At 69.1% G+C, this 15666-nt stretch carries 11 protein-coding genes; 4 read left to right on the forward strand and 7 right to left on the reverse strand.

Translation table 11 applies throughout. The features are described 5' to 3' along the window. The coding region (locus H7F49_RS19345) for a hypothetical protein (RefSeq protein WP_214647820.1) at positions 1-205 on the forward strand (205 nt) is incomplete at its 5' end. A 107-nt stretch (positions 206-312) separates the two neighbouring features. Here H7F49_RS19345 and H7F49_RS13550 read toward each other — a convergent pair. The 7 genes from H7F49_RS13550 to H7F49_RS13580 form a co-directional block, all read right to left on the reverse strand. Further along, complete coding sequence (locus H7F49_RS13550; protein WP_185684116.1) at positions 313-1935, reverse strand: NAD(P)/FAD-dependent oxidoreductase; 1623 nt, start codon at positions 1933-1935, stop codon at positions 313-315. 48 nt (positions 1936-1983) lie between these two features. Beyond that, positions 1984-2646 carry a hypothetical protein gene (locus H7F49_RS13555; RefSeq protein ID WP_214647821.1) on the reverse strand — a complete coding sequence of 221 codons (663 nt, stop codon included), beginning with the start codon at positions 2644-2646 and terminating at the stop codon, positions 1984-1986. Positions 2647-2712: 66 nt separating this feature from the next. Continuing rightward, on the reverse strand, positions 2713-3279 hold the full coding sequence (locus H7F49_RS13560; protein ID WP_185684118.1) for a hypothetical protein: 567 nt from the start codon (positions 3277-3279) through the stop codon (positions 2713-2715). A 122-nt stretch (positions 3280-3401) separates the two neighbouring features. Then, the gene (locus H7F49_RS13565) at positions 3402-4835 is read right to left on the reverse strand and encodes a glutamate synthase subunit beta (RefSeq protein WP_185684119.1); all 1434 of its coding nucleotides are present in this window, start codon (positions 4833-4835) and stop codon (positions 3402-3404) included. A gap of 17 nt (positions 4836-4852) precedes the next feature. Continuing rightward, positions 4853-9493: a glutamate synthase large subunit gene (gltB, locus tag H7F49_RS13570; protein WP_185684120.1), complete on the reverse strand. Its 4641-nt coding sequence runs from the start codon at positions 9491-9493 to the stop codon at positions 4853-4855. A gap of 203 nt (positions 9494-9696) precedes the next feature. Beyond that, positions 9697-11502 (reverse strand): hypothetical protein, encoded by a 1806-nt coding sequence (locus tag H7F49_RS13575; RefSeq protein ID WP_185684121.1) that lies wholly within the window; start codon positions 11500-11502, stop codon positions 9697-9699. Between the two features lie 76 nt (positions 11503-11578). Further along, on the reverse strand, positions 11579-12853 hold the full coding sequence (locus H7F49_RS13580; RefSeq protein ID WP_185684122.1) for a TIGR04063 family PEP-CTERM/XrtA system glycosyltransferase: 1275 nt from the start codon (positions 12851-12853) through the stop codon (positions 11579-11581). A 65-nt stretch (positions 12854-12918) separates the two neighbouring features. Between H7F49_RS13580 and H7F49_RS13585 the strand changes: the two genes are divergently transcribed. From H7F49_RS13585 to H7F49_RS13595, 3 genes are read left to right on the forward strand one after another with little or no spacing between them, the layout of a single operon-like run. Beyond that, positions 12919-13149: a hypothetical protein gene (locus H7F49_RS13585; protein ID WP_185684153.1), complete on the forward strand. Its 231-nt coding sequence runs from the start codon at positions 12919-12921 to the stop codon at positions 13147-13149. Beyond that, the gene (locus H7F49_RS13590) at positions 13142-14551 is read left to right on the forward strand and encodes a DUF5935 domain-containing protein (protein ID WP_185684123.1); all 1410 of its coding nucleotides are present in this window, start codon (positions 13142-13144) and stop codon (positions 14549-14551) included. Before H7F49_RS13585 ends, H7F49_RS13590 begins: the two co-directional genes overlap by 8 nt. Further along, positions 14548-15642 carry an acyltransferase family protein gene (locus tag H7F49_RS13595; protein WP_185684124.1) on the forward strand — a complete coding sequence of 365 codons (1095 nt, stop codon included), beginning with the start codon at positions 14548-14550 and terminating at the stop codon, positions 15640-15642. Before H7F49_RS13590 ends, H7F49_RS13595 begins: the two co-directional genes overlap by 4 nt. The last annotated feature ends 24 nt before the right edge of the window (positions 15643-15666 follow it).

A 15666-nucleotide genomic window follows, 5' to 3' on the forward strand; every position in this document is an offset into this window, starting at 1 on the left:
TTGGTTGAAAGGAGCCGCGATCGTCTGCCTACTCGCCGCAGACCTCAACTTCGACCAGGCTGCAGATCAGCGGGCTGACCTCAAGGCAAGCACCACTCCCGCGCCAGCGGGTTCGTACAAGTCCCAAGATCTGCCCATGCGCGAGGTGATTCGGCTAGGAGTGCGCCATTCTCGATTCCGGCTTTGGGAATTGAACCCATTTTGAATTCAGCCGTGATGGACCGATTGATGGATTGGCGCTCCAACTGCCCAACAAAATATAAGACATTCAGACTATTGCTTCACCAATTGGATTCCGGCTCGGCCCTTTCCCTAGCCCAGCAGATCGGCCGCCAGCGCCTCGGCGACCTTGATCCCGTCGACCGCGGCCGAGAGGATCCCGCCAGCATAGCCCGCGCCTTCGCCTGCGGGATAGAGACCGCGGGTGTTGAGACTCTGGAAATCCGCGCCGCGGGTGAAGCGCACCGGCGAGGATGTGCGCGCCTCGACCCCGGTCAGCACCACGTCGGGGTGATCGTAATCCTTGATCTGGCGCCCGAACACCGGCAGCGCTTCGCGGATCGCGGCGATCACGAAGTCGGGCAGGCAGAGCGACAGGTCGGTCAGGGTCACGCCCGGCTGGTAGCTGGGCACCACCGCGCCGAAATCGCCCGAGGAGGGCCGCCCGGCCAGCAGGTCACCCACCTTCTGGCCCGGCGCGCGGTAGTTGCTGCCCCCGGCGGTGAAGGCCAGGCTTTCCCACTTGCGCTGGAAATCGATCCCGGCGAGCGGCCCGCCCGGATAGTCGCGCACCGGATCGATATCCACGACCAGGCCCGAATTGGCATTGAACTCGGCCCGGGAGTACTGGCTCATGCCGTTGGTGACGACACGCCCCTCCTCGCTGGTCGCGGCGACCACCCGGCCACCCGGGCACATGCAGAACGAATAGACCGTGCGCCCGTTGCTGGCCCGGTGGCTCAGCGCATAGGCGGCGGCGCCCAGCACCTTGTTGCCGGCGTTGGGGCCATAGCGTGCCCGGTCGATCCAGCTCTGCGGGTGTTCGATCCGCACCCCGATGGCGAAGGGCTTGGCCTCGACGAAAACGCCCCGGTCATGCAGCGCGTGGAAGGTGTCGCGCGCCGAATGGCCGACCGCGCAGATCACGTGGCGGGCGGGCAGATAGCTGCCGTCGGACAAGTGCAGCCCGGCCAACTCGCGTCCGCCGTCGGCTGTGGTCTCGATCGCGAAGTCCTCGACCCGGGTCTCGAAGCGGTACTCCCCGCCCAGGCTCTCGATCGTCTCGCGGATCGACATGACCATGGTGACCAGGCGGAAGGTGCCGATGTGCGGGTGCGCCTCGGTCAGGATATCCTCGGGCGCGCCGGCCTTGACGAATTCGGTCAGGACCTTGCGCGACAGGTGGCGCGGGTCCTTGATCCGGCTGTAGAGCTTGCCGTCGGAAAAGGTCCCGGCCCCGCCCTCGCCGAACTGGACATTGCTTTCCGGCTTCAGCTCGGAACGGCGCCACAGGCCCCAGGTGTCCTTGGTCCGCTCGCGCACGGCCTTGCCGCGTTCGATGATGATCGGCTTCAGCCCCATCTGGGCCAGGATCAGCGCCGCCATCACCCCGCACGGGCCCGCCCCGATCACCACCGGACGTTCACCCCCATAGCCCGCGGGCGCGCGCACCGGGAAGCGGTAGGAGGTGTCGGGGGTCGGACGCACGTGACTGTCGTCGGCATGACGCGCCAGCACGGCAGCTTCGTCGCGCACCACCAGATCGATCACATAGACCAGCTTGATCGCGGTCTTCTTGCGCGCATCGTTGCCGCGCCGGACCACGGTGAAGCGCTCCAGCGCGCCGGGGGTCAGGCCAAGCCGGTCGACGATCGCCGCTTCCAGCGCGTCGGGGCCGTGGTCAAGCGGCAGGGCGAGATCGGACAGCCGGATCATGGTGCCCGCGCTAGCCTGCTTGGGCCAGCGAGGGAAGGGGATGGACGATCAGGCGGCGATCGACCGCAGCCCGGTCAGGTCAAGATCAGGGATCGGCGCGGTGGCATCCACCCGCACCAGCCGGGGCCGTGTCGTGCGCGACCACTGCCAGGACCCGATCCTCAGGAAGCTGTGATGGGCCACCACCGTGCCCCCCATCCGACGATGCGCGGTCAGCGCGGGCAGGTTGTAGTCGGCGATACGGCTGAGCGAGCAAGTCAGCCCGCGCTGGTCCATCCACTCGGCCACCCCGGCCCACAGCGCGGCGAAGCTGCGGCCGAGCCGATGGCGCGGGTTGATCCATAGTCCGGTGTCCCAGCATGCGCCCGACGGCAGGTGGAAGCGCACCGCGACCTCGTCCTCCCGATAGGTTCCGGTGCCCAGCCAGATCAGCCCGGTGAGCGCCCCGCGCGGATCGAACACGCCGAGGCAGGTGAGCCCGGCGGCAAAGCGCAGCGCCCGGGTGGCGGCGTCGGCATCGACCTCGTGCGCCGCCAGGGCCGCAGGCTCCAGTTCGACCACCCGATAGCCGCGCGGCATGGCCGGCAATCCGGCGCGCGGCTGGGCCAGGATGGCATAGCGGTGGAAGGCACCCCGCCGACTGGCACGCGCCACCCGCGCCGCGAGGTAAGACGCCGCGCCAATCACCCCGAGCATCTGGACTGTGTGCATCACCGGCATGCCCGGCCAGCTAACAGGGCTTTGCTAAGGAACCGCAAAGGCCCCCGCGCGGGGGGATCAGGCGCAACCTTCGACCAGCGACAGGGACGAGGGCAGGCCGATATGGATCTGGCCGACCGTGCCGTCCGGATCGATCTCGAACCGCAGCCCGACCGCATCGGGGGCGAGGCGGGACGAGGTCAGGTACTTGGCGGGAGCCTCGGCATACTTGTGCGGTTCGGCCATCAGGTCCGGCAGGGCGCGGCGCACTTCGTCTTCGGTGCTGCCGGGGGCCAGGCCGTTCGGCAGGCGGAAGCCGGAGCCGCGGCCGAAGGTGACCCGTTCCAGCCGCCCCGCGATGACGATGGCATAGGATCGGGGAAAGGCCCGCGCGGTGTAGGTCCGGCACTCATCCGAAATCTGGGCAGCATCGGCCCGCCACGCGCCTCCTGCCGGGATGGGCTGGCCGAAGCTCAGTCCCGGCAGAGCCGGGATCGGCGCGACCGGCGGTGCGGGTGTCGCGGCAGCCTCGACCGAGGGCGCCGCAGCCGGCGTGGCCGGCGCATCGGATGCCGGGGGGGGCTGATGGCAGGCCGTGGCCAGCAGGATGGCGGCGATCGCGACGGGACCGGACAGACGGGACATGCGCATGGACCTTTCCGCTGGGCTGACCACAGGCCAGGCCATGATGGCCGGCTGCGGAGCGATCGCCAACCGAACAGGGCGGACCGCGCGGCCCGCCCTTTCCCTGTCCCGGTTGGCCCCGCTCAGCGCGGCAGTTGGCTCTGGCCCATCAGCGCCAGATCGACCGCGCGGGCGGCCTGGCGGCCTTCGCGGATCGCCCAGACCACCAGGCTTTGCCCGCGCCGCATGTCGCCACAGGCAAAGATCTGCGGATCGCTGGTCTGGTAATCGACCACGTTGGCCGCGACATTGCCGCGCGGATCCAGATCGACCCCGGCCTGGTCGAGCAGACCCTGCTTCCTGGGACCGACGAAGCCCATCGCCAGCAGGATGAGGTCGGCCTGCAGCGTGAATTCGCTGCCGGGGACCTCCTGCATCTTGCCGTCGACCCATTCGATCCGGACGCATTCCAGGCCGCTGACGTCGTTTTCGCCCACGACACGCTTGGTCAGGACCGCGAAGTCACGCTCGCAGCCTTCCTCGTGGCTGGACGAGGTGCGCAGCTTGAGCGGCCAGTTCGGCCAGGTCAGCGCCTTGTTTTCCTTCTCGGGCGGCTTGGGCATGATCTCAAGCTGGGTGACCGAGAGCGCGCCCTGCCGGTTCGAGGTGCCGACGCAGTCCGACCCGGTGTCGCCGCCGCCGATCACGATCACGTGCTTGCCCGTGGCGGTCAGCGATCCGCGCGGGGCGGCGCGCAGCTCGTCATCGCCGGCGTTGCGCTTGTTCTGCTGGGTCAGGAACTCCATCGCCAGCCGGACCGAAGGCAGCTCCGCCCCCGGGATTTCCAGCTTGCGGGGATCCTCGGCCCCGCCGGCCAGGACGATCACGTCGAAATTGGCCTTCAGCGATTCGACCGAGACATTGACCCCGATTTCGGTCGAGGTGCGGAACTGGACGCCTTCGGCCTCCATCTGCACCGCGCGCCGGTTGATCAGGTGCTTTTCCATCTTGAAGTCGGGAATGCCGTAGCGCAGCAGACCGCCGATCCGGTCGTTCTTCTCGAACACGGTCACCGAATGGCCTGCCCGCGCCAGCTGCTGCGCCGCCGCCAGTCCGGCCGGGCCCGAGCCGACCACGGCCACGGTCTTGCCGGTGCGCTCCTTGGGCGGCTGCGGCGTGATCCAGCCCTCTTGCCAGCCCTTGTCGACGATCGCGCATTCGATGGACTTGATCGTCACCGGCTGGTCGACGATGTTCAGCGTGCAGCTCGCCTCGCACGGGGCGGGGCAGATGCGGCCGGTGAACTCGGGGAAGTTGTTGGTCGAATGCAGCACTTCCAGTGCATTCTTCCAGTCCCCTTCATAGACCAGGTGGTTCCAGTCCGGGATGATGTTGTTCACCGGACAGCCGTTGTGGCAGTAGGGAATGCCGCAGTTCATGCAGCGCGAAGCCTGGGCCTTCAGCTCAGGCTCGGGATGCGGAACGACGAATTCCTTGTAGTGCTTCAGGCGCTCCTTGGGGTCCGCATAGCCGCGGTCCTTGCGATCAAGCTCGAGAAAGCCGGTTTCCTTGCCCATGATGTGCTTACCCTAACTTATTCCGCAGCCACCGAAGCGGCGGCGAGCCGTTCGGCCTCGAGTTGCTTGAGTGCCTTCGCATAGTCACGCGGCATCACCTTGACGAACTTCGCCAGAGCGGCGTCGAAATCGTCGAGCAGGGCGCGCGCGCGCTTGCTGCCGGTGTGGAGGTGGTGGCGTTCGAGCAGGATGCGAATGCGATCGGCGTCATGACGCAGCATGTCGCCCATGCCCGGATCGGAAGCGCCGTTGGTGCGCTGCTGCGGCCGACCGGCACCTTCGTCCTCGTCGCGACCCGGGGCGATCGGCAGCAGGTCAACCTGGGCCATGTTGCAGAGCTGGCCGAACTGGCCATGCTCGTCATAGACATAGGCGACACCGCCCGACATGCCCGCGGCGAAGTTGCGCCCGGTCCGGCCGAGCACCATCACCACGCCGCCGGTCATGTACTCGCAGCCGTGGTCCCCGGTGCCCTCGACCACCGCGACCGCGCCCGAGTTGCGCACCGCGAAACGTTCACCGGCCACGCCGTTGAAGAACGCCTCACCGGCAATCGCGCCATAGAGCACGGTGTTGCCGACGATGATGTTTTCGGTCGGATCGCGATCGACATGGGTCGGCTGGCGGACGATCACCCGGCCGCCCGACAGGCCCTTGCCGACATAGTCGTTGGCGTCGCCGGTCAGGTCGAGCGTGATGCCGTGAGCCAGGAAAGCCGCGAAGGACTGCCCGGCCACTCCGGTCAGCGCGATGTTGATCGTGTTGTCGGGCAGGCCGGCATGGCCATAGCGCCGGGCCACCTCGCCCGACAGCATCGCGCCGACGGTGCGGTTGACGTTGATCACCTTGCGCTCGATCCGCACCGGGGCCTTGCTGTCGAGAGCCTCGGCGGCGGCGGCGATCAGATCGTTGTCGAGCGCGTGTTCCAGCCCGTGGTCCTGCGTGCCCGACCAGTTGAGCGTGGTCCCCGGCACCGGATCGACCTGGTGCAGCAGGCGCGACAGATCGACGCCCTCGGCCTTCCAGTGGTGGATCGCCTTGCGGGTGTCGAGCCGGTCGACCCGGCCGACCATCTCGGCCAGGGTGCGGAAGCCCATCTCGGCCATGATCGCCCGCAACTCCTCCGCGACGAAGAAGAAGTAGTTGATCACGTGTTCCGGCTGGCCGGTGAAGCGCGCGCGCAGCACCGGGTCCTGGGTGGCGACCCCGACCGGACAGGTGTTGAGGTGGCACTTGCGCATCATGATGCAGCCGGCCGCGATCAGCGGCGCGGTGGCAAAGCCGAACTCGTCCGCGCCGAGCAGCGCGGCCACGGCCACGTCCCGCCCGGTGCGCAGGCCGCCGTCGGCCTGGACACAGACACGGCTGCGCAGGTTGTTGAGCAGCAGCGTCTGCTGGGTTTCGGCCAGGCCGATCTCCCAGGGCGATCCGGCATGGGTCAGGGAGGTCAGCGGCGAAGCGCCGGTGCCGCCTTCATAGCCCGAGATCGTGATGTGGTCGGCCCGCGCCTTCGAAACGCCGGCCGCCACGGTCCCGACGCCCACTTCGGACACCAGCTTGACCGAGATCCGCGCCTTGCCGTTCACGTTCTTGAGATCGTGGATCAACTGGGCGATGTCCTCGATCGAATAGATGTCGTGGTGCGGCGGCGGCGAGATCAGGCCGACCCCCGGGGTCGAATGGCGGGTCGCGCCGATCGTCTTGTCGACCTTGTGGCCGGGCAACTGGCCGCCCTCGCCGGGCTTCGCGCCCTGGGCCATCTTGATCTGGATGTCGTCGGCATTGACCAGGTATTCGGTGGTCACCCCGAACCGGCCCGAGGCCACCTGCTTGATCGCCGAGCGCATCGAATCGCCATTGGGCAGGGGCAGGAAGCGCTTGGGATCCTCGCCGCCCTCGCCGGTGTTCGACTTGCCGCCGATCCGGTTCATGGCGAGCGCGAGCGTGGTGTGCGCCTCCCACGAGATCGAGCCATAGCTCATCGCGCCGGTGGCGAAGCGCTTGACGATCTCGCTGGCGGGTTCGACCTCGTCGATCGGCACCGGCTGATCCGCCTTCTTCAACTCCATCAGCCCGCGGATGGTCAGCATCCGCTCGGACTGGTCGTTGATGGTCTGGGCGAATTCCTTGTACTTCTCGGGCATGTTGCCGCGCACCGCATGCTGCAGCGCGGCGATGTTCTGCGCGGTCCAGGCGTGCTCCTCACCCCGCAGACGCAGGCCGTACATCCCGCCCACATCCAACATGTTGCGGTAGATCGGACTGTCGCCATAGGCGGCAGCGTGGCGGCGGACGGTTTCCTCGGCCACCTGCTGCAGCCCGACGCCCTCGATCGTGGTCGCCGTGCCGGTGAAGTACTTTTCGATGAACTGGCTCGACAGGCCGACCGCGTCGAAGATCTGGGCGCCGCAGTACGACTGGTAGGTCGAGATGCCCATCTTGGACATGACCTTCAGGATGCCCTTGCCGATCGCCTTGATGTAGTTCTTCTGCACCTCGTAGGCGGTCAGCGGCAGGCCCTTGCGGACGCGGATGTCCTCCAGGGTCTCGAAGGCGACGTAAGGGTTGATCGCCTCCGCGCCATAGCCCGCCAGCACGCAGAAGTGATGCACCTCGCGGGCCTCGCCGGTCTCGACCACCAGCCCGGTCTGCATGCGCAGGCCCTGGCGGACGAGGTGATGGTGCACCGCCGCCGTCGCCAGCAGCGCCGGCATCGGAATGCGGTCCGGTCCCTGGGCACGATCCGACAGGATCAGGATGTTCTTGTCGGCCAGCACCGCGTCGGTCGCGGCCCAGCACATTTCCTTGATCGCCATTTCCAGCCCGGCGGCGCCGCTGGCGGCGTCCCAGGTCATGTCGATGGTGTGGGTGCGGAACGCCCCGTCGAGCGCCGCCTCGACCGAGCGGATCTTGGCGAGGTCGGCATTGGTCAGGATCGGCTGGTCAACCTCGAGCCGCTTGTGCGTGCCGGCGTCATGGCCCAGCAGGTTCGGGCGCGGGCCGATCATCGACACCAGGCTCATCACCAGCTCCTCGCGGATCGGGTCGATCGGCGGGTTGGTGACCTGGGCGAAGTTCTGCTTGAAATAGTCGTAGAGCAGGCGCGACCGGTTCGACAGCACCGCGATCGGGGTGTCGGTGCCCATCGACCCGATCGGATCGTCTCCCTGCGCGCCCATCGGCTCGAGGAACTTGGTCACATCCTCCTGGGTGTAGCCGAAGGCCTGCTGGCGATCCAGCAGGCTGGTCGTCTCCACCGGCAGGGCGGCCAGTTCGGGCTCGATCACCTCAAGGTCCTTGAGGTTGTACTGCGCCGCCTCGAGCCAGTCCTCATAGGGCTCGGCGCTGGCGAGCTGGGCCTTGATCTCCTCGTCCTCGATGATGCGGCCTTCGGCGAAGTCGATCAGCAGCATCTTGCCCGGCTGGAGCCGCCACTTGCGGACGATGTTGTCCTCCTTGATCGGCAGCACGCCGCTTTCGGAGGCCATGATCACCAGATCGTCGGCGGTCACGCAGAACCGGGCGGGGCGCAGGCCGTTGCGATCCAGCGTGGCGCCGATCTGCTGACCGTCGGTGAAGGCCACGGCGGCCGGACCGTCCCACGGCTCCATCAGCGCGGCGTGGTATTCGTAAAAGGCGCGGCGCTTGGGATCCATCAGCGGGTTGCCGGCCCAGGCTTCCGGGATCAGCATCATCACCGCATGGGCCAGGCTGTAGCCGCCCGCGACCAGCAGCTCGAGCGCGTTGTCGAGGCAGGCCGTGTCCGACTGGCCGTGCGGGATCAGCGGCCACATCTTGTCGAGATCGGGGCCGAGCAGCTCCGATTCCATCGTGCGGCGGCGCGCGTTCATCCAGTTGACGTTGCCGCGCACGGTGTTGATCTCGCCATTGTGGGCGATGAACCGGAACGGGTGCGCCAGCTTCCAGCTCGGAAAGGTGTTGGTCGAAAAGCGCTGGTGAACCAGGCCAAGCGCCGAGACGCAGTCCGGGTTGCGCAGATCGTCGTAGAACGAGCCGACCTGGGTGGCGAGCAGCAGACCCTTGTAGACAATCGTCCGGGTCGAGAAGCTGGGCATGTAGAGCTGCGCGACGCCCGGCAGGCCGTGCTTTTCGGCCAGGGCCGCCAGCGGGTTCTGGGTCTGCTTGCGGATCGCCAGGATCTTGCGCTCGAAGGCGTTCTGATCGGCGCAGTTCTCCCCCCGGCCGACGATGCACTGGCGAATCAGCGGCATCGATTCGAGCACGGTCTGGCCGAGCCCGTCGAGCGTGACCGGCACGTCGCGCCAGCCGAGCAGCTTCTGCCCTTCCTTGGCGATGAACTTCTCGAAGGTCTCGACGATCAGGGTGCGGCTGGCCTCGTCCTGGGGGAGGAAGCACATGGCCACGGCATAGTCGCCCGGCTGCGGCAGATCGATCCCGGCGCCCTGCGCCCATGTGCGGAACAGTTGATCGGGCAACTGGATCAGGATGCCCGCGCCGTCCCCCAGCAGCGGATCGGCGCCGACGGCACCGCGATGATCGAGGTTTTTGAGGATTTCCAGCGCCTGGGTAATGATCGCATGGCTCTTGGCGCCCTTGATATGGGCGACAAAGCCGACACCGCACGCATCGTGCTCGTTCCGTGGATCATAAAGGCCCTGGGCCTGCGGAAATCCCATCGATTGTCCTATCCTGTACGCCGCACGCCCCCCGTGGCGCCGGTTCCATGGCGAGTACTAAAATGCGACTCAAGCCACCGCAAAAAGCGATGATGTGTCGCAAAGACCGCCCATGACGACAGGATAATCATTTTGCAACCGCGAACCTAGTGCGGTTCGCCGCTCGATACGAATTCGCCCGAGGATCGGGACTTGCGGGAGGGTCAGGCCGCTCCGCTCATCCGCTGCAGCGCAGCCAGCGCATTGCGCAGGGCCTCCTCGGTCACCGCCGGATCGCCCGGCTGGCCATCGGCCAACTGGCCCCCACCCGCCAGGCGGACCGGCGCCGGCGCATCCTCGGCCGGGCGCGGACGGATGCTGGGCTTCATGCTCAGCAGCGAACTGAAGCGATCCCCCGGGGCTTCATCGTCCTCGGCATCATCCTCGAACGGACCATCGGCCGAACCGAACTCGCCGAACCCGGCCTCGTGACCATGGTCATGGGCTGTGACGTCTGCCGTCGCAGCCGGGAAGCCGGATCGCTCGTCGGACAGGCGGGGGGGCAACAGCGACGCCAGGGCGTGGTCGGCCTCGTCCTCGTCGTCGAACCATTCGACGTTCCCGCCCGGCAGGGGCGAACGGAGCATCTCGGGCACGTCGAACGGACGCCCGGGAGCGGACTTGGCGGGAGCGGACTGGGCCGGAGCGGCGAAGGGAGGCGGCGCGGCCAGTTCGGGCGCGGGAGCCCGGATCAGCGCCGGACGGGGGGCGGGAGATGCGGTCGGGGCGGGAGCGGGCGCCACCCGGGGGGCAGCGAAGGGGTTCGCCGCGGGCTCAACGGCCCGCGCGGTCGCGGGAGTGGGCTCCGCCTGCGCTTCCGCGCGGGCGGCATCGCGGTCGGCACGGGCGGCGAGGGCCAGGGCGAACCGCTCGACCAGTTCGACCACACCCAGCGATTCGAGCGGCGCCTCGCGGAGAATCTGTGCCGCGTTGCCGGCCCGTGGGACCAGTCGGCGCGGGGTGGAGGCCGCGGGCTCGGGCGGAAGATCCTGCGGGAGCGTCGCTGCTGGTTCGACCCTGTCGGCAGGATGCGCCGAGGCATCAGCCGTAACCGGGGGCGCGGGCGGGGCCGGGAAGGACAGGATCACCTCGGGCTCGGCCGCGGCGAGCAGCGCGGAGCCACCACGGGCGGCCTCGAGCGCGGCAGCCAGGGCGCGGGGTCCGAAGGGCGACACGACGATCGGGTCCGCGATGTCGGCCGGCTTGTCCTCATGCGCCGGGCCTGTGGCGGCGAAAGGCGCGGACAGGGGTTCGGGCAGGGGTTCGGGGTGGGCCTCGGGCAGGGCCTCGGAACGGGCCGGCCAATCCTGGCGGCCGCTCGGCACCGCGGGTTCTGGCGCGCGCCACTCAGGCGTGGCGAAGGGTGGCGGGAGATCGTCGGCGACCGGCGGAAGCGGCGGGGGCGGCATCAGCGGCTCGACCGCTTCGAGATCGCCCAGATTGAGGATCGAGGGCCCGGGCAAGGATCCCGGCACCGCGGCGTAAGGGTCTTCGCCGGGGGCGCTGTCGGGCGCTGTCGCGGTCAGTCCGCCCAGCCCGCGCCGACGCACCGGCGCGGCTTCGCGGGCGGCATCCAGCCGCGCCAGATCATCGTTGTCGTCCGCCGTGGCAGCCGCCGGGTCGGGCTGAGCGCGCCGGGACTTGCCACGGGCCGACTTGCCACGGGCCGACTTTGCGGGGGAAGGCTTTGTCCGGGACGTCTGGGCCCGACCCCCGCGCCCGGCACCCCGGGCCACGACCACCCGCGCCAGCAGGAAGCCCAGCGCGGCACCGAACAGGGCGAACAGGAGGGCGATCAGCAGGCGCGCGGTGAAACCGAGCGGTGGGGCCGCAGCGGGCACGACCAGATCGATATGCAGGGCACGGACGGCGCCTTCCAGCGTCTGGGCCCGCAGGACCATGCTCGCCATGCCGAACAGCGTGGCGAACCACACCGCGATGGCGGCCGGGAACAGCGGGTGGCTGCTCATCGGGGCCCCGGTCCTGGAGATTGGCCTTGCCTTGGACGTCATCGTTTCCGCCAGCTTCTCACCTTCTCGGCGGCGATCATGCCGCATCCGGCAGCTCTTGCCGATTCCCTGCCCTTAGCACGGTTTGGTAAACGGCCTGATAACGACTCACGTTGCGGGACCAGTCATGGTGGCTGCGGACGTGTTCACGACCCTGGTCCCGCAGGCGGTCCCAATCGTCCCGCCGGGCTGCCAGTTCGGCCAGGGCCGAGGCGCAAGCGGCCGGGCTGTCGGGCGGAAACAGCACGCCGTTGACCCCGTCGGCAATCAGTTCGGCATGTCCGCCGACCGCCGAGGCGGCGACGATTTTGCCCTGGGCCATGGCCTCGAGCGGCTTGAGCGGAGTCACCAGATCGGTCAGGCGACTCGCCTTGCGGGGATAGGCCATGATGTCCATCAGCGCGTACCAGCGCTCGACCTCGGCATGGGGCACGCGGCCGGTGAAATGGATCGCATCGGCAACCGGGGAGGCTGCCGCCTGGCTGCGCAGCGCCCGGTCCATCGGCCCGCCACCAACCAGCAGCAGGCGGGCCCCCGGCTGGCGCGCGATCAGCCCGGGCATGGCGTCGATCAGCACGTCGAGCCCCTCGTAATCGTAAAAGCTGCCGATGAAGCCGATCACCGGGCCGCTGGCGGTCCCGTCACCAGCCGAGAGGCCAAGCCGGGCCGCCAGGGCCGGATCGGGCGCGGCGACGGCGCCGAACAGCGACAGGTCCACGCCATTGGGGGACAGGGTGATGCGGCCCGGGGCCACCCCGCGCGCCACCAGATCGTCGCGCAGGCCGGCGCAGATCGTCACGATCGCATCGGCGCCGGCGATCACCCGGTTCTCCAGCCCGCGGGTCAGCCGGTAGCGCAGCGATCCGGCCCGGCCGGTGCCGTTGCCGACCGCGGCATCCTCCCAGAAGGCGCGGATCTCGTAGACCACCGGCAGGCACAGCCGGGCCCCGGCGCGGAGCGCGGCCATGCCGCAGAGCGCGGGGGAGTGCGCATGCAGCACATCGGGCCGCCATTCGCCGCAGACCTGCTCGATCGCGCGGGCCAGGGCGGCGATCTCGCGCCATTCGCGCAGCCCCGCCGGACCGCTCACCTCGCCCGGGGTGCGATGGAACACCAGGCCATCGACCTCGTCGCGATCGGCCGCCGTCCCCGGGCGGGTCGTCGCGGCTCCGCCCTGGTGCTGCCGGATCCCGGTGATTCCGCGCACGTCGACCCCGGTCGCCTGCTGGGCCTTCATGATCGCGCGCGTGCGGAAGGTATAGCCACTGTGCAGCGGCAGCGAGTGATCGAGGACATGCAGGACGCGGAGCATGGCTGCGGTGCTAGCCGGTAAGGCTTAACGCGCCGTCAACCGCGTGCGTGTAGGCCGGGGCGACCATGGTGGACTATTTCTCGCTCGCGCTCACGCATGCGCTGATGGCGCTGGCCGTCTGGCGCCTGCTGCTGCGCGACGATCTCGATCAGGACCCCGATCCGGCGCAGGAGCGCGCCTCGGACGGGCGGCGTCCCCGCCCCGCGACCGGGGTCAGCCGGACACTGCGGCTGCCCAACGAAGCGACGGACAGCCATGGCCCGGGCGCCGGGACGGGATCGGACAGCCATGCTTGACCTGTCCCTGGCCGGATTCCTGTTCGGCCTGCTGGCCATCGGCCTGCGCCGGCCGTTCCTCTGGGTGCTGGCCTACCTCTATGTCGATATCCTGACGCCGCAGAAGATCTCGTACTTCCTGCTGGCTTCGCTCCCGGTCTCATTGATCACCTTCGTGCTCGCCTTCGGGGGGTGGCTCGCGCTGGATGAGAAAACGGGCAGCCGGTTCACCTGGCGCCAGGGCCTGATCCTGCTGCTGCTGATGTACTGCGGGGCCACGACGCTTGCCGCCGACTTCCCCGATTCTGCCGCCGACAAGTGGGCCTGGGTGTGGAAATGCCTGGTCTTCGCCCTGTTCCTGCCGCTGGCGCTGCGCACCCGGCTGCGCATCGAGGCCGCGGTGCTGTTCATGGTGCTGACGGCCGGAGCCATCGTGATCGACGGCGGGATCAAGACGATCGCCTCGGGTGGCGGGGGCTATGGCGAGCTGGTCACCCTGGTGGCCGAGAACGCCGGGCTTTACGAGGGCAGCACCCTGTCCACCGTGGCGGTCGCGGTCATCCCGCTGATCGCCTGGCTGGCCCGCCACGGCACGATCTTTCCGCCAAGCCGGGCGGTCACCCTGTTCGCCGTGGCGCTGGGCTTCGCCTGCGCGCTGATCCCGATCGGCACCCAGACCCGCACCGGCCTGATCTGCCTGGTGATCCTGGCGCTGCTGGCGCTGCGCTCGGTCAAGCGCCGGATGCTGTACCTCGCGCTGATGGCCGCCGTGCCGGTGATTGCCCTGCCCTTCCTGCCGGAAAGCTATACCGCGCGGATGAGCACGATCGAGAACCACGGCGCCGACCAGTCGGCCTCGACCCGGGTGGCGGTGTGGAAATGGACCGTGGGCTATGCGCTCGACCATCCGCTGGGTGGCGGCTTCGACGCTTACCGCGGCAACCGGGTCACCGTGGTGCTGCGCGATGTGGCGACCAGCGGCAGCCAGACCTCGGTCACCCAGCGCATCGCCCAGGACAAGTCCCGCGCTTACCACTCGGCCTATTTCGAGATGCTGGGCGAACAGGGCTGGCCGGGGCTGGCGATGTGGCTGACGCTCCAGCTGTCGGGGCTGGTCCAGCTCGAATTCATCCAGCGCCGCCTGCGCCGCAGCGAGGACCGGCTGGATCGCCAGGACCGCGCCCTGGCCCAGGCCCTGCAGGCGGGGCACTGCGTCTATCTGTTCGGCGCCATGTTCGTCGGCATCGCCTTCCAGCCCTTCATGTTCATGCTGATCGGGCTGCAGATCGCCCTCGCCGAACAGGTGCAGCGGCGCCATGGCGGCCCTGACCGGGCCACGCCCCGCCCGGGGGACCGCCAGGCCTCGGGCCTGCGCCATGGGCTGCGCCACGGTCTGCGACTACCGCAGGAGGCAACGCCGTGAGCGCCGCCCCGGCCGCCCGGCTCGAAGCCCTCACCGGGCTGCGCGGCCTCGCGGCGTGGTACGTGGTGTTCTACCACATCCGCCTGACCCTGACCGGACTGCTCCCGGCCCCGCTGATCGCGGTGCTGGCCAAGGGCTATCTCGCGGTGGACCTGTTCTTCATGCTGTCGGGCTTCGTGCTGTGGCTGAACTATGGCGCGCGCTTCGCCCGGCCGGATGCGGCCACGGTGGGCCGGTTCTGGTGGCGGCGGATTGCCCGGATCTGGCCGCTGCACGCGGTGGTCCTCGCCGGGTTCTGCGGCTTCGTCGCGCTGCTGGCGCTGACCGGGCGTGATCGCGCCGGCTATCCGCTGGGCGAACTGCCGCTCCACCTGCTGCTCGTCCAGAACTGGGGCTTCACCCCGCGGCTGACGTGGAACCACCCGGCCTGGTCGATCAGCGCCGAGCTGGGCGCCTATCTGCTGTTCCCGCTGATCGCCTGGCTGACCCGTCGCGAATGGAGCCCGGCCGCGCTGCTCGGCGGTCTGGCCGTGCTGCTCACCGTGCTCCACGCGCTCTTCGCGGCGGGTGGTCACCGCATCCTGGGCGCGGAGATCGTCCACCTCGGCCTGCCGCGGTGCCTGATCGAGTTCACCGCCGGCACCCTGGCGGCGCGCCTGTGGCAGCATTGGCACGATCATCCCGCCGCCGCCCGGTTCGCCTGGCTGGGGGGCGCCGGAGCCCTGGCGACCGGCGCGGCCGGCCTGGCCCTGGACCTGCCCGAAACCGCCTGGGTTCCGGCCCTGTTGCTCCAGCTCCTGCTCGGCCTGGCGCTGGCGCGCGGACCGATCACCGCGCGACTGGCGCGCGGACCGCTGCACTGGCTGGGCGAGGTCAGCTATTCGACCTACCTGTGCCACTTCGGCCTGTTCATCGCGTTCAAGCTGCTGCTGGTGGATGACGCGCTGCAGCTCGACGCCCTGCGGCTGGCCCTGTTCATCGCGGTGCTGCTGATCGTCTCCGGACTGTCCCACAGGTGGATCGAGCTGCCGGCCCAGCGCGCGCTCAATGCCCCGGGGCCCCGCCCCAGACTGCGCCCTGGCCCAGCCTGATCGGGTCCGGCAGGCGCCGACAGT

The organism is Novosphingobium aerophilum (assembly GCF_014230305.1).
Taxonomy (GTDB): domain Bacteria; phylum Pseudomonadota; class Alphaproteobacteria; order Sphingomonadales; family Sphingomonadaceae; genus Novosphingobium; species Novosphingobium aerophilum.

What these genes read in the sequence shown, in the direction of transcription:
- gltB (WP_185684120.1), bottom strand. Translation starts at nt 9,493, where the DNA reads ATGGGATTTCCGCAGGCCCAGGGCCTTTATGATCCACGGAACGAGCAC.
- H7F49_RS13590 (WP_185684123.1), top strand. Translation starts at nt 13,142, where the DNA reads ATGCTTGACCTGTCCCTGGCCGGATTCCTGTTCGGCCTGCTGGCCATC.
- H7F49_RS13550 (WP_185684116.1), bottom strand. Translation starts at nt 1,935, where the DNA reads ATGATCCGGCTGTCCGATCTCGCCCTGCCGCTTGACCACGGCCCCGAC.
- H7F49_RS13585 (WP_185684153.1), top strand. Translation starts at nt 12,919, where the DNA reads ATGGTGGACTATTTCTCGCTCGCGCTCACGCATGCGCTGATGGCGCTG.
- H7F49_RS13560 (WP_185684118.1), bottom strand. Translation starts at nt 3,279, where the DNA reads ATGTCCCGTCTGTCCGGTCCCGTCGCGATCGCCGCCATCCTGCTGGCC.
- H7F49_RS13575 (WP_185684121.1), bottom strand. Translation starts at nt 11,502, where the DNA reads ATGAGCAGCCACCCGCTGTTCCCGGCCGCCATCGCGGTGTGGTTCGCC.
- H7F49_RS13580 (WP_185684122.1), bottom strand. Translation starts at nt 12,853, where the DNA reads ATGCTCCGCGTCCTGCATGTCCTCGATCACTCGCTGCCGCTGCACAGT.
- H7F49_RS13565 (WP_185684119.1), bottom strand. Translation starts at nt 4,835, where the DNA reads ATGGGCAAGGAAACCGGCTTTCTCGAGCTTGATCGCAAGGACCGCGGC.
- H7F49_RS13555 (WP_214647821.1), bottom strand. Translation starts at nt 2,646, where the DNA reads ATGCACACAGTCCAGATGCTCGGGGTGATTGGCGCGGCGTCTTACCTC.